The following is a 14,500-nucleotide window of genomic DNA, read 5'->3' on the forward strand; positions in this document are numbered from 1 at the left end:
AAAATAACTCTTTTTATTTTACTTACTCCAAATCTTTCTCCCAGTTTGAGCATCAATATAACGAATTTCCCGACTACAATAAAAAGGTTCTTTATGTTTTTCATCTGTCGTTTGTTTGTACAGTAGTTTGTATTTCGTTTCCTCTGCATCATGATCTACAAACCATTCTAATTTAACTCGGATAGCCTCTCTGTATATTTCTAACGCTTTTTCTTCTGTTACTTTTGGTGTTGTTTCATATGTAAGTAATTCTTTTATAAAGTTGCCACACTCTCCAGAGTAGTGCATCACAGCACCATTTTCTGCATTGATGTTGATCATAATATATTTCCGCTCTACATGAATGTCATTTACATAGATTGAAAAGGAAAACCTCTCTATCCCCTCTTCCTCCTCATAATTATCCCAAAGTTGAACATACTTTGTCGCATCTCGGATAATATGCTCTAAAAATTGAAGTGCCTTGCTTAAACATTGCTCTCTTGATAAGATTGTTTTCCTTTTTTTCTCATCCTTCCACATAAAAAAAGAAAGCAATTGATTTGTTTCTTTATCTAGAGTAATTACTACGAATTCATCATGTTTCAACATTGGAAAATGTTTTTTATAAAACTCATCCATTGAATATGAATCCTTCTCTTCTATTTCTTTTTGTAATTCTTCTTTTAATACAAATTTTATCCGGACTTCATCCTCATCTACTTTTTCATCTATTTTGACAAACTTCCCCTTGTCCCAATCAAATAAATCAAACACATCTTTTTTTTGATTACTCTTTAGCGGTTTATCAACAAGTACTGTAGAAGGTAATTTATAGTGTTCTGGCCCATATAAATCTTTACCTGTACTTGCATCAATAAACGCATGACTAGGCTCTGGTTCATATACAAGATGGTACCCTTTTACTTCTTCCCCGTTTTCATACTCACATGAAGAGTATGTTAAATCTACAAATACAAGTCTCATATCTTGTCTAGCTTTCAAATTTTCTAAAACGATATTCTCCCCAACAATTTCACTTGGCCATAACGGCTTTTTCTCTATGGCTTTTTGTCCATTGTAATGAAAATGCACAACATTACCTGAAGGGTGCACTTGCACAACACACCCAGTATTCGGCAATGGATAGCTATTCACTTCTTGCATATAATTTACTTCTTTCCAACCGCGCCTGTCGTCCTTAACCGTTACATATGTATAGAATTCATATCCTTCTTTTGTATATTTTTTTAAGAATGTATTTGCAACCTCTCTTGCTTTATTCTCCTCTATTGCTCCCTTATCACTCGAAAAAGAATTTCCATCATCTATCCTAAATTCAATTAAATTACCAGTATGTCTATTTAATGTAATTTGTATCTGTTTCTCCTCATCATCTTTATGTCCCCACCATAATAGATGATACGGGTCATCAACCCCTTCTTGATCATCTACAACAAGCCTATATTCATCTGGAATTTCAATAAGATGAGCTACGTGCTCTTTTCTTTCTTTATCTTTTTGATTCACCATGCCCTCTCCCTCGTTACAATTTAAGGTAATTATAACAAAGAAAACCAAAACTTATTAACAAAAGAAGACTAGAGATATCTCTAGTCTTCTACTTCGTCTCACGGTGTAACGTTACTCGCTTTAATCGTGGACAATATTTTTTTAGTTCGATACGTTCTGGATTGTTTCGTTTATTTTTTTTAGAAATATAATTACGATCACCGCACTCCGTACAAGCTAATGTAATATTTACACGCATAGGTAATTCTCCTTTCTTTCAAAGATCGCAAACTAAAACGTAATGATTACGATTTATATATTATAAAACTTCATTCTATTTGTCAATTGCAAAAACAAGAAGATTCCATTTAAAATCCCCTTGTTTTTATAGTTAAATAAATTTTATTAAAACGATTCGTATGTAACAAACTCACTAATTGGCTTTCGATATCCTCTTGGACGAACTTTAGTCGTATCACTTTTCCCTATCGTAATCATTAAAACAGGTATTACATGCTCTGGCATATTTAATTCACTTTGTACTGCTTTTTCATCGAAACCAATCATTGGACATGTATCATAGCCATAATATTTAGCTGCGTACATAAAAGTCATCGCGCTTAATGAAGCATTTCTAATCGCTTCATCCTCCATGAAACGCTCTCCTTTTCCTTCATATAAACCTTTCGTTTGCCTAATGGTATCTTCATATTCGCATTCATCAATCATTTTTAAAACTTTCATACCGAAGTAAATATTTTCGACATTTTGGTATGCTCTCTTATCACCACAAACGAGCACTACCGCTGATGCACTCGATACTTTATATTGACCGAATGCTAATTCTTTTAATCTTTCTTTTCGCTCTTGATCACGAATTACAACATAATGTGTGTGCTGCAAATTATAGCAAGATGGAGAAAGCTTAGTTAACTCAAATATTTTTTTAAAATCCTCATCAGGGATTTCTATACCTTGTATAAATTTCATTGCAGAACGTCTAGCAATTGCTAATTCTTCAAAGTTCACCATATATCCTCCTCGATAACTGTAAATTTAAATATACATTAATTTATACGAATAGATAAATCAAATAAAAACACTTTAAATCCGAATAATAATTATGATTAACAGCAAAAAAGACAAAAAGCTGAAACAATTAGTTCATACGAAATTCACACGAATCCATTACTATAGAAATTGTACATAGTGAACTTATTAACAATCACGTTTATTTATATAGAATCTTACTCGAAAGGAGTTGAAAGTATGAAAACTAAATATCGCTTTATGATTTCATCATTTGCTGCTTGTGCTTATATGATTTGGTATTTAGTATAATAACGACCTCACTTGTAAATAGGAAAAGGTGTGTATATAAATGGAATATAATCAATCAACAGTTAACTACTGGAAAGCTTTTGTATTACCATATACATTTGCTTTAGAAGAGTTAAAAACTAAATTTGAAATTATGAACCGGGAAGCTCAATTTCTAGAGGATTACAACCCGTTTGAACATATAAAAACAAGACTAAAACAACCTGAAAGTATTATTAAAAAGCTAGAACGCAAAAGCTTATTACCAACAGTTGAAAACGCTCAAACAAATTTACAAGATATTATTGGTATTCGTATTACATGTTGCTTCGTAGAAGATATTTATCATTTGAAAGAAGTCATTCAAAAACGCGAAGATATGGAAGTCATTGAAGTAAAAGATTATATCGCTAACCCAAAACGAAACGGATATAAAAGTTTACACATGATTATTAAATACCCTTTATCACTAAATTCTGGTACAAAAGATGTATTTGCAGAAATTCAGTTACGTACACTGGCAATGGACTTTTGGGCAAGTTTAGAACACAAACTTTATTATAAATATGAAGGGAAAATACCGGAGTATTTAAAAGATGAACTACATGATGCAGCAATGAAAGCTGAAGATCTTGATAATAAAATGGCCACAATTCGTCAAGATATTGATGATATTGAGGCATGCTCAAATCAAATTATGCTACCACTATAAAAGAAGGTTCTCGCCAATGAGAACCTTTTTTCTACCAGTTTGGGAAGTACGACCCCCACACTTATGAAAGTTTCACGTTATTTNNCTTTCGTTTCAACAATAACATACCCTACTTTACTAGCTTTCATATCTATATGTTCCAATTCAATTTTCTTATTTCCCTTTTGAAATGCGGCTTCTTTTTGTGTTTTTAAGTCTTCAGCACTAGGCATCTTCTTTGAAAATAACTCCATATGTTCTGCAAGATTTTTTTCATTCGTCGTTCGCACAAATGTATTCATAACATCTTGAATAGATCTCTCTTCTTCTTTTGTTATTTGTACCTTTTCCTCAGTTTTTTTAATAATAGATTTTTGTTCTACGTTATTCTCTTCTTGTTGACATCCAACTAGTAATACTACAAATACTAGAAGGAATCTTAATTCCCTAAATAATTTTTTCATATTCCCAACTCCTAAAAAGAAAAGTGAGGCAGTTCGCCTCACTTTCGCTCTTAATTATCGTCTTCCTTTATTCGGATCGCCGCCGCCAACAATATCAAAGACACGTTTCGCTATATTTGTATTCTCTTGAACGCCAGAGAATAAGTATTTACCAGGACCAAATGCATACACGTTTACATCTTCCCCTGTATGCCCGCCTGTTGTCCAGCCTGTAACCGAGCGTTTATTGAAAATATCTTCAATTGCATTATCAATCTTTGTTACATCTTTTGACGGAGCTATATCATTTACAGCTTGAATTTCTTCTGGAGTTAATTGTAAATCAATATATTTTTTTAATGTTTCTTCTACATTTGCACCTTTTGCAATCTCATTTGCCATAAAGTCTGGTGTGCGTTTTGCAGCTTTAATTGGATCTACTTTAAAGTTATACTCGCCATTGGCACCTAAAGATAATCCACCTGTAGCGTGGTCTGCCGTTGCAACAACTAACGTATTTTTATCTTTTTTCGCAAACTCAATCGCTGCTTTGAAAGCTTTTTCGAAGTCTTCCATTTCACTCATTGCACCAACGATATCATTATCATGTCCAGCCCAGTCGATTTGACTTCCTTCCACCATTAAGAAGAAACCATTTTTATTTTTGTTCAAACGCTCAATTGCTGCATTAGTCATTTCTTCTAATGAAGGTGTTTTATCATTACGGTCAATCATTTTATCTAATCCACCTGGTGCAAATAAACCAAGAATTTGATCATTTTTATCATTTAACAATTGATCTCGATCCGTTACATAGCTATAACCAGATTTCTTAAACTCTTCTGTAAGATTACGATCTTTTCTAACAAAGTTCTTTACGCCGCCGCCAAGCATAACATCTACTTTATGCTTCCCTTTAATTTTCTCATCAAAATAATCATTTGCAATTGCGTCCATATTTTTACGGCTAATGTCATGCGCACCGAAAGCAGCTGGTGTTGCATGTGTAATTTCAGAAGTTGCAACAANNGCTTTATCATTATCAACTGCAATTGCAGCATTATATGTTTTAATCCCTGCTGACATAGCTGTTGCTGCTGATGCAGAGTCTGTAATATTTTCATGTTCATCTTCTGGGTATGTTTTTTGTGTTCCTACAAGATGCTTATCAAATTCTGTAGATTCCATTTCAAAAGTTTTTGGATTATCTTTCATATACCGGTGAGCCGTCATATATGAAGGGCCCATACCATCCCCAATTAATACGATAACATTTTTAATCTTTGCATTGCTTCCGTTCTCATCTGCATTAACCTCACTAGAACGAGTAAAATTCCATGTTGCTACCGAAGTAACTACTAATGATGCCACAACTGCAAATGGCCATGCTTTTTTCACAAACTTTTTCACTGTCTTGTCCCCCTAATTAGGTTATTCATTTCCCACTATCAAATTTAATGGAAGACTATTAAGAGAAAATTAGCTGTATGTAAATTTTTTGTTAACTTATGTAAATATCAGTTATAATTTGTATAACTTTGTCTTTTCGTATCAACTATCCTGCCCTTTACAATTTAAATATAAACAAGTTGGATTTCATTTAACGTAAATCTCTTTTTTTACATTTTGACTCTATGTTTATGAAAATAAATAGAAATGCGGTGAGCCTTTATGAAAATAGTAAAGCTAAATGAATCTTTTATTTTTGAATTACTTAATCTTTGCAAATCTGTTGGATGGTTACACGATGAAATTTTTATGAAAAAACAATTCGAAATGTATCTTTCTATCGGCACACTTGTAGGTTACATTCATGAAAACAAACTCATTGCGACTGGAGGAGTATTTCCCTTTACAAGTAACTTCACTTCCATTGGTATGTTAATCGTTCACCCTAATTTTCAAGGACGCGGAATCGGGCGCATGTTGCTAAATCATTGCTTGGAACAAATTCATCCAAAACAACCCATTGCACTTATTGCGACAAAAGCTGGCGAACCTCTATACACATCATGCGGATTTCAAACAGCAACAACGATTCATCGTTTTGAAAAGCAAACTATTAAGACGTACCCTTCTCACTTACAACAAGTACAAGAAGAAAACCTTATATCTCTTACTTCTCTCGATCAAATTGCAACTGGTATGAATCGTTCTCTACTTTACTCTTTGCTATTACCAAGGGCCGTACACTCTTTTAAAATTGAAAGAAATAACTGTATAGAAGCTTTTTCATTATGCATACGAAAGGGCAATATATTATGTATCAATCCACTTATCGCCAAGCAAGAAGAAGATTCTATTCAATTATTAAAAAAGATATGTGAATGTTGGAATGGTATAGTACGAATTGATGTCCCACACTCACAATTTACATTTCGTCAATTTCTTCAAACAGAAAATTTCCAAGAAACGCTCCTTTCACCTCTTATGATAAAAAATGGTAGCCAACTTCCTGGAAATCGTAATATGCTATTTGCTATGATAGATACAGCGTTATGTTAGAAAGGAGACACCTAATTGAAGCGATTTAGCTATTTTATGGTAGGTTGTCTTACTCTTACACTATTAGTAGGATGTAGTGCAGCAGAAAAGCCAGTAGAACAAGTAAAGCAAGTTAAAAATACAATTACAGCGAAACTAGCTACCGAGGAAAAAATGGTAGAAATAGATGGTCAAACCATTTACTTTAAAAAGATTGGTAATGAAAAACCACCTTTACTTATGATTCATGGCTTTGGAGGGTCATCAGATGGTTTTCAAAAGATCTACTCCGATTTAGCAAAAGATCATACAATTATTTCTGTAGATGCTTTGGGATTCGGGCGCTCATCTAAGCCAATGGATTTTTATTATTCTTTTCCAACTCATGCAAATTTGTATTATAAATTAATGAAAAAACTAGGATATGATTCATTCGCAATACTGGGGCATTCCATGGGGGGAGAAATTTCTCTAAATTTAACATATTTATATCCTGAAGCAGTTACTCACCTTATTTTAACTGATGCTACAGGTGGCCCTCATACATTCGTTAATAAACAAGGCTCACCAAAACCACAATTGTCGACTGATTTAAATGCCGTTTCTTCTATTACAGATTATGATGAGAGCAAAGTGAAATTCAAACGTAATGATGAAGAACATTATAACAAAATGAAACTATGGCCTAGACGTCTTAAAATTAATGCGAATGAAATGAAACAGCCAACTTTAATTATATGGGGCAGAAATGATAGTAGCGTTTCTTGGAAAGAAGGAGAAACGTATCATCAATTCTTAAAAAATAGCACTTTACATATTATTGAAAAAGGTTATCATGCACCATTTCGCCAAGAACCACAAGAATTTGTCGGGTATGTACAAGACTTCTTTAAGAACAATCCGATCAAAATTGAAAAATAACATAAACGGGTATCTCATTGTGAGATACCCATTTTCATATATTAAGCAGCTTGCTTTTGGCGTTTTTGAGTTTTTGATCCTAATACTTTCGGGATAACGAAGCCATCCATTCCAAATTTCCCAGCGTTCATACCGGCAACAAGAACAAACATAGATAAGATAACCATCTCAGGATTCACACCAATTGACCCACTAAACATATAGGAAAAGTTCATTACAAGACCAAAAAAGACCGCTGTTTTTGTTAAACAGCCTACAATTAAACCAATTCCGACTAAAATTTCTCCCCATGTTACAAGCGTATTAAACAAATCTACATTTGGAATTGCAAACTCTTGTAAGAATGATGCCCACCAAGATTGAACAGCCGGTTGTGCGCCTTTAGATTTTTCAATTGCGCCTTGCAAATAACCTGTTGCATCGAATCCTTTTCCTTGTAGTTTACCGATTCCAGCCATTAACCATGTGTAACCAAGATATACTCGAATTACTGCTAATGCAAAAGAAACTGCTTTGTTTTCTCTTAAAAATTGAATAACCATATCTTCCTCCTAAAGTTGTAATTAAGTTAGTTACAGTTAATATAATAACATTAGTTACTTATTTTTCAAACGTTAATTATGAATAATTCATGACATATGTATGAAACATTAAAAACTAACGTTTATATAGTAACTTTTATTACCTGTAAAAACTTGAACATATCATACCACAGGTGATAATCATTTTCATTGAAAAAAATGTAAAAAAATTGTGAGTTAAATGTGAAACACGTTTATTCGAATATAGAATAAACGTGTTTCACACTAATTATAGAATCGAAATGTATGTGTCTCCTCATCAATTAAACTCGATTCTTGAAACGCTTCTTCTAACGTTTTCCCATGGTTAATACCCCATAAAATAAGCGTATAGTAAACATAAGTGCTGCATTTCCATCTACATAATTAATCGATCCAATATATGATTTCGCACCACTATGTAAAAAAGATTTTGGTCCCCTAACGTGCACCCGCTATTTACAATATGTGTATTATGCAATTTTGCATATTTATAAATTTCTGCTGCACCAAAATACCCTCTCGGTTCATCTTGTTCATATACTTCTTCGCCTAACTCTTCCATGACAAACTTCCCTTCTTCACCATGAAAGCAAAAAATAATATAATTAATATTGTTAAATAAGTTCTTTCCAGAAAGAACTTCCACAAAATCTTTCGGTCTACCAATCCAATATGTCACAACCCTTGCACCAAAATATTCAAGAGATGCTCGGATTAATTGCGCCTCTAAATCCGAATTAAAACCAATTACTAATGCAATATTCAACATACAACCCCATCCTATAATCAGCCCTTATCAATCAGACTTTTATGGGATAAATCCATTTCATATATACCTGTTTCTTTCAAAAAATCTGATCTAGTTAAAACGACTTTCTGTAAATATTGTCTATATGCTGTAATTGTTCCATCGTGAGATACAATGCAAATTCTTTCAGCACCCAGTCCATAACACCAAAGAAGAAATTCATCTACTATTTGCTGAAAACTATTCTCTGAAATAGTGTTTATACCTTCCTTCCATAACTGATTATTTGAGCTTTTCTCTATCGAAAAATGCGGAAATAACTTTGTTATCATTCCCTGATCTACTATATAATCGCACGGTAATGTTTTCGCTCCTTCTCGATAAGGAAAAATACGTGGAGATACATATGGATGGACTATTTTTTGACAAGCTACTTTCGCACTCCATATTGTCGCCGTTTGTAAAGTTCTAAGTGTAGGACTAACAATTAATATATCCGCTTCTTGTAATGATACATCACGTTGAAGTAACTTAGCTTGAGCCTTTCCTACTCTCGTCAATGGTGGGTCAAACACTTGTAAACTTTCTGGTAAATCCGTTGTATGTTCACCTTCACCATGCCGAACAAAAACGATTTTCATATTCAGTCTCCTCTTACTATAAAATCCTCACACATATTTCTTCCCTATTGCATTCTTTATTCCTGCTGTATAAAAACCGATATGTAAAAAAGGTTTGACACGAAGGTTTGTAAAATATTACAATATTACATGTAAAATACTTTTTACACCGAAAGGAGAATTACATATATGAAATGGATAATTGTCTTTATTGGAATGATTGTATGGGGATATATAAACGGCTTCTTTAGTAGTGATAAAACTGCTAATCCTTGGATTGCAGATGATGAACGTGAAACAAAAATTAAACAAAAAGCAATTACGGCAAGCTGGTCCGGTGTTTTTATGTTTTGTACCATTAGCCTCTTAAATAAATGGTTAGGTTTAAGCACAAACGATAAATCACCGTACTTACCAGACCCTATCGCAGCTTTTTTAAAAGAAAATGTAGAGATACAAGTTTTACTCATGCTATTTGTTATGTATGGAATATTTTACTTACATTATCGAAGAAAATTAAGTGCCTAATTTCTAACTCATGATTATCCTCCTAAATGGTTATAGTAATCATGACAAAATGAAAGGAGAGATATAAACATGAGTAACTCGAATGAATTTTTAGATACACTACATGAAAAACAAGCAAAAGATGAACAAAATAGAAAGCGACAAGGGAACGGAAACCCAGCGAAAAAAAAGCCAAATAAAACACATAAATAACAATAAAAAACTGCCTAAAATGATTTTTTAGGCAGTTTTTTTATTGTTATTTCACCGAGATAACATTTCCCCAATTCCATTTCTCATAATACCACGCTGGTACATCTATATTTTCAATCCACTTCTTTTCCTGTTTCCCATCTTTATGAGCAAGCCATACATCCGCTTTCTTACGGTCTGAACGTATCCAAATTAATTGATTACTCTTCTTCATGAAGATCGGGTGGTAATCCCCTTGCTTGTTCGTTTTCTTTGTGATTTGATGCTGTGCATTACTTGTACTATCGACCTCATATAAAGATGGTAGTGGCCTTTTTTCTGGTGGAGTTTCTATTCCTGCCTCTTTTGCTCGTGAAACGATAATTACTCTATCGTTCTTCCATACAAAATCCCAATCAACATATCCTTTCGGCGTAAATATGTTCTGCTGAAGTGCTGGCAATTCCTTTACTTTTAAATGTTTATTTTCTAATGCCACTCTTCCGCTCCCTTCAATATAAGCTAATATATTTTTTGATGGTGACCATTGAAACCATTGTTCGTTTAATAACATTTGATCTACTTTTTCAAACCGACTTCCATCTGCTCGAACTAAGCAAAGCGTATTACTATCAGCTGACCATGAAGCTGTCGGTACTGCTAAAAATGAAATCCACTTTTGATCTGGTGACCACTTAAAGCCACTTGCTACTAGCGCTAGAAAATCATCATGTTCATTTGGCAATGCATACAAATGCTTCATTTTGTGAGGATTCATATGTGCATCTTTTTGCACTTCATATAGCTGAGCCCCTGTCCATCCTGTTGGAAGTAAGTTCGCTTCAGAGGATACAAGAAAGTTCTTTCCATCGGGGTACCATGCATAANNCCAGCCGATACATTTTCAAAATCTGCATTCTTTTTTTCTACATCAAATGTATTTAATGTACCTGTAAATATAAATGCAATTATATTTTCTGTTGGTGACCATTGATAATTCGATGCTTCTGAGTGAAACGGCGTAACTTTTTTTCCATCTTTCAGCCGATATAACTCAAGAATACTTTGTTTCTTCCCTTTTACATATGCTAGCCACTCCCCGTCATATGACCACTTCGGCCCTGTTATGTACTCTCCTTTTGTAATCTGTATTTCTTTCCCATCAACTTTAATCCAAAGGTTATGATGACGAATAAAAGCAACTTTCACACTATTATTTTCTGCACTAGTAATAGTGATAGTGATAGAACATAAAAACATAAACAACACTACACTACCACTTACCATTAGCCTTTTCATACCATCACTCCATTTCCCTCATAGCATTCCTCACTTTCTCCCTACAATATGTGAAAAATATCGATTCGACATAATCAGAAAAAATTTCCCAAGAAATTTTCAATCCATAGAGGATTGGTATGAATTATGTCGAAAGTATAGTTTAGCCAACATTTATATTTATAATTTCCAAATTAAATGTAAGATTTTATTTCTGAATATTAGCACTTTTATTAGGGGGAGTATCAATGAAAAAAACTACATCTACACTATTAAGCATGGCGCTTGTCTTTTCTAGTTTTGGAGCTTTAAGCGCTCATGCTGAATCACTACAAAAGGAGAAGCAATTTAGTCCACAATTAAAAACAACGATTGAACAGTGGGGAGAACATAAAATCGCTCAAAATGTTGAAACGAAAACAACAAAAGAAATATCAGTAATTGTAGAATTACAACATGCACCTCTCGCTGCTCAAACTAATATTCAGCATGCTCCAGATTTACAAAATAGTAATGCGCAGTCTTATCATGCTGAGCTAAAAAAAGCACAAGAAGATACGACTAAGAAAATAAAAGAAAAAGCACCTGGTGCAAAAATTAAAGAAGTGTATAATACGTTATTTTCTGGATTCTCTATTTCAGTTCCTGGAGATCAAATTACCTCTCTTGCCTCTTTACCTGAAGTAAAAGCAGTCTATCCGAACTTAACATATAAATTGCATGAAACATCAAAAATTGCTACTAACGAAGAAGCACCAAATATCGGTGGACTGACAATTGGTGCACCTGAAGCGTGGAATTTAAAAGATCCATCTGGCAAACCGCTTGATGGAAAAGGCATGAAAGTAGCCATTATCGATTCTGGCGTAGACTATACACACCCTGACTTAAAGGCAAATTATATCGGTGGATATGACACGGTTGATGAAGATAACGATCCAATGGATGGTAACGTACATGGTACTCATGTAGCTGGAATTATTGCAGGTAATGGAAAAATTAAAGGCGTTGCTCCAAACGTTTCTATTCTAGCCTATCGTGTAATGAATGACGGTGGAACTGGTACAACAGATGATATTATCCAAGGAATTGAGCGAGCAATTCAAGATGGTGCGGATGTGTTAAACCTCTCCCTTGGGCAGGATTTAAATGTACCTGATCAGCCTGTAACATTAACGTTAGAACGAGCAGCGAAACTTGGTGTTACTGCTGTCGTTTCAAATGGAAATGACGGACCAAAACCTTGGTCTGTTGATGCTCCCGGTAACGCAAGTAGTGTCATTTCTGTTGGAGCATCTACGGTTTCTATCCCGTTTCCAACATTCCAAGTAACTGGTTCCAGCAAAACATATCAAGGGTTACCATTATCAAAATCCGATTTTCCAATAGGCAATGATTCTCCTCTTGTATATGTTGGTTATGGCAATCCAAGTGATTATGCAAAACAAGATGTGAAAGGGAAATTCGCACTTATTTTACAAGGTACTTCTAGTACATTAGTAAAAGCAGAACAAGCGAAGCAAGCTGGTGCACTTGGTGTGTTATTAATCTCTAGCGAAAAAGAAATTAATATGATGCCGGAATATTTTTCACGTGAACATCTAGCTGTCCCAGTAATGCAATTATCAAATACAAATGGGGAAGAATTAAAAACTTTAATTACAAAACGAAAGAAAAATATAAAAATTGGACAACCAAAGCACACAGAACTTATCGGTAACTTTAGTTCAAGAGGACCATCACAAGGAAGTTGGCTAATAAAGCCTGATGTTGTTGCACCTGGAGTACAAATTACTAGTACAGTACCGCGAGGCGGATATGAATCGCATAACGGAACAAGTATGGCTGCTCCGCAAGTAGCTGGAGCGGTTGCCCTCTTGCGTCAAATGCATCCTGATTGGACGACAGAACAATTGAAAGCGGCACTTGCTAACAATGCAAAAACATTACATGATGTCAATGAAAATACATACCCTGTTATGGCACAAGGATCTGGTTTAATTAACATTCCGAAAGCAGCTCAAACAAATATATTAGTAAAACCTAACAATGTCAGTTTTGGTCTTATTAAGCCCAATAGCGGAAAAGTAAAACTAACACAAAATGTTACATTACAAAACCTTTCTAGTAAAAAGAAAAGTTTTTCAACTCGGGTGGAATTATTAGATGCAAACACAAAAACAAAAGTAAAAACTTCTGTCCCTTCATCGATTAGCATACAACCGAATAGTAGTACCGAAAAACCATTTACTATCACTGTAGATAGCTCACTACCACAAGGTGTGTATACTGGAAATGTATATGTAAAAGAACACGGGGCGAAAGAAGAAATTCGAATTCCATTCACATTTAGTATAGATCCTAAAGATTATAAACGTATTGATGGACTTGAAATTATTAATTCTACTTTTAGCCCAAATAGCGACCACGTACTAGATGATAATCTCATCAACTACTATTTAGTTGCACCTGTGGATGATGTCACATTGCATGCAAATTTAGTTACGAAAGAACGTGTAACTTATCAAGGGATTATCCATCAAGCTAAAAATGCAACTCCTGGGTATAAACCTTTCAAATGGAATGGTACAAAAGCAGATGGCACTCCTTTAGCTGACGGGCTATATCAAATTGAAGCAGTTGCTTCAAATTCTGGCGGAGAAACAAAGCAAACAGCTGCTGTATTTCTTGATCGAACTGCACCTAAGTTAACACACGAGATTGACCAAGAAAATCTCGTAATTAGAGGAAAAGTTGATGATATTCTACTAGATTGGATGTCAGAATCTGGTTGGATAGCACCTGGTATTCCAGTGAGAATGCAATATGAAATTAACGGAAATGGTGTATGGGAACAGGCATTCCTGAACCCTTGGGAGAAAAGCTATGACATTTATTTCGATCGCACTCAATTACAAGAAGGAAAAAATACTATTCACATTGTAGCAACTGATGCAGCTGGCAATACCTCTAATTTAACTGTTAATTTAGAAGTGAAATAAAGTGAAGCCNNATTAGCCTTCACCAATCGGGGGTTACGGGCAATTATTCTCCCACCGAATTTTGAGGTAGGAATTTTACTGCTCATTAACACGGGATAAAAAATTTTTGTTGACAATTTTTTTAATATAGTTTTATAATACAAAACATAGTTTAGTTAAACGAATTATATATCGGCTTTGAAGGAATACTAGTAGCGACTTATATCACTGTCTCAGAGAACTGATGGTTGGTGCGAATCA

The 14,500-nt window shown here is 34.2% G+C and carries 12 protein-coding genes and 3 pseudogenes; 6 read left to right on the top strand and 9 right to left on the bottom strand.

From position 1 onward, the window contains the following. Positions 1-18: 18 nt before the first annotated feature. From CN409_RS27125 to CN409_RS27135, 3 genes are all read right to left on the bottom strand, one after another. Positions 19-1,512, bottom strand: a complete 1,494-nt coding sequence (locus tag CN409_RS27125; RefSeq protein ID WP_097981582.1) for a YcdB/YcdC domain-containing protein — start codon at positions 1,510-1,512, stop codon at positions 19-21. Between the two features lie 88 nt (positions 1,513-1,600). Continuing rightward, positions 1,601-1,750, bottom strand: a complete 150-nt coding sequence (rpmG, locus tag CN409_RS27130) for a 50S ribosomal protein L33 (RefSeq protein WP_001265617.1) — start codon at positions 1,748-1,750, stop codon at positions 1,601-1,603. Positions 1,751-1,896: 146 nt separating this feature from the next. Beyond that, positions 1,897-2,523 carry a nitroreductase family protein gene (locus CN409_RS27135; RefSeq protein WP_000245980.1) on the bottom strand — a complete coding sequence of 209 codons (627 nt, stop codon included), beginning with the start codon at positions 2,521-2,523 and terminating at the stop codon, positions 1,897-1,899. 349 nt (positions 2,524-2,872) lie between these two features. Here CN409_RS27135 and CN409_RS27140 point away from each other — a divergent pair, with 349 nt between their 5' ends. Continuing rightward, the gene (locus tag CN409_RS27140; RefSeq protein WP_097981580.1) at positions 2,873-3,523 is read left to right on the top strand and encodes a GTP pyrophosphokinase; all 651 of its coding nucleotides are present in this window, start codon (positions 2,873-2,875) and stop codon (positions 3,521-3,523) included. Positions 3,524-3,603: 80 nt separating this feature from the next. On the opposite strand, the pseudogene CN409_RS27145 reads toward CN409_RS27140, so the two are convergent. Both CN409_RS27145 and CN409_RS27150 read right to left on the bottom strand, forming a co-directional pair. Then, positions 3,604-3,966: pseudogene (locus CN409_RS27145) on the bottom strand (hypothetical protein); the annotation flags it as partial. A 54-nt stretch (positions 3,967-4,020) separates the two neighbouring features. Further along, a complete protein-coding gene (locus tag CN409_RS27150; RefSeq protein WP_098217960.1) occupies positions 4,021-5,355 on the bottom strand; it encodes an alkaline phosphatase in 1,335 nt (444 codons plus the stop codon). 261 nt (positions 5,356-5,616) lie between these two features. On the opposite strand from CN409_RS27150, the gene CN409_RS27155 reads away from it, so the two are divergent. Further along, the gene (locus tag CN409_RS27155; protein ID WP_017763601.1) at positions 5,617-6,450 is read left to right on the top strand and encodes a GNAT family N-acetyltransferase; all 834 of its coding nucleotides are present in this window, start codon (positions 5,617-5,619) and stop codon (positions 6,448-6,450) included. A 15-nt stretch (positions 6,451-6,465) separates the two neighbouring features. Next, positions 6,466-7,350, top strand: coding sequence for an alpha/beta fold hydrolase (locus CN409_RS27160; RefSeq protein WP_000819811.1), 885 nt, complete (start codon positions 6,466-6,468; stop codon positions 7,348-7,350). A gap of 41 nt (positions 7,351-7,391) precedes the next feature. On the opposite strand, the gene CN409_RS27165 is transcribed toward CN409_RS27160, so the two are convergent. The 3 genes and pseudogenes from CN409_RS27165 to CN409_RS27175 form a co-directional block, all read right to left on the bottom strand. Then, positions 7,392-7,892, bottom strand: coding sequence for a DoxX family protein (locus tag CN409_RS27165; protein ID WP_000236591.1), 501 nt, complete (start codon positions 7,890-7,892; stop codon positions 7,392-7,394). A 264-nt stretch (positions 7,893-8,156) separates the two neighbouring features. Beyond that, positions 8,157-8,682 (bottom strand): annotated as a pseudogene (locus tag CN409_RS27170) (delta-aminolevulinic acid dehydratase). Positions 8,683-8,699: 17 nt separating this feature from the next. Further along, positions 8,700-9,302 (bottom strand): histidine phosphatase family protein, encoded by a 603-nt coding sequence (locus CN409_RS27175; protein ID WP_000706248.1) that lies wholly within the window; start codon positions 9,300-9,302, stop codon positions 8,700-8,702. Between the two features lie 168 nt (positions 9,303-9,470). Here CN409_RS27175 and CN409_RS27180 point away from each other — a divergent pair, with 168 nt between their 5' ends. Beyond that, on the top strand, positions 9,471-9,809 hold the full coding sequence (locus tag CN409_RS27180) for a hypothetical protein (RefSeq protein ID WP_000871144.1): 339 nt from the start codon (positions 9,471-9,473) through the stop codon (positions 9,807-9,809). Positions 9,810-9,878: 69 nt separating this feature from the next. Next, positions 9,879-10,001: a DUF4023 domain-containing protein gene (locus CN409_RS27185; protein ID WP_000071866.1), complete on the top strand. Its 123-nt coding sequence runs from the start codon at positions 9,879-9,881 to the stop codon at positions 9,999-10,001. 46 nt (positions 10,002-10,047) lie between these two features. Here CN409_RS27185 and CN409_RS27190 read toward each other — a convergent pair. Beyond that, positions 10,048-11,279, bottom strand: a pseudogene (locus CN409_RS27190) (eIF2A-related protein). A 227-nt stretch (positions 11,280-11,506) separates the two neighbouring features. Between CN409_RS27190 and CN409_RS27195 the strand changes: the two are divergent. Then, positions 11,507-14,260: a S8 family peptidase gene (locus CN409_RS27195; protein ID WP_097981576.1), complete on the top strand. Its 2,754-nt coding sequence runs from the start codon at positions 11,507-11,509 to the stop codon at positions 14,258-14,260. Positions 14,261-14,500 lie beyond the last annotated feature (240 nt).

It is taken from the genome of Bacillus sp. AFS012607 (genome assembly GCF_002558005.1).
In the GTDB taxonomy this organism is placed as follows: Bacteria; Bacillota; Bacilli; order Bacillales; family Bacillaceae_G; genus Bacillus_A; species Bacillus_A thuringiensis_S.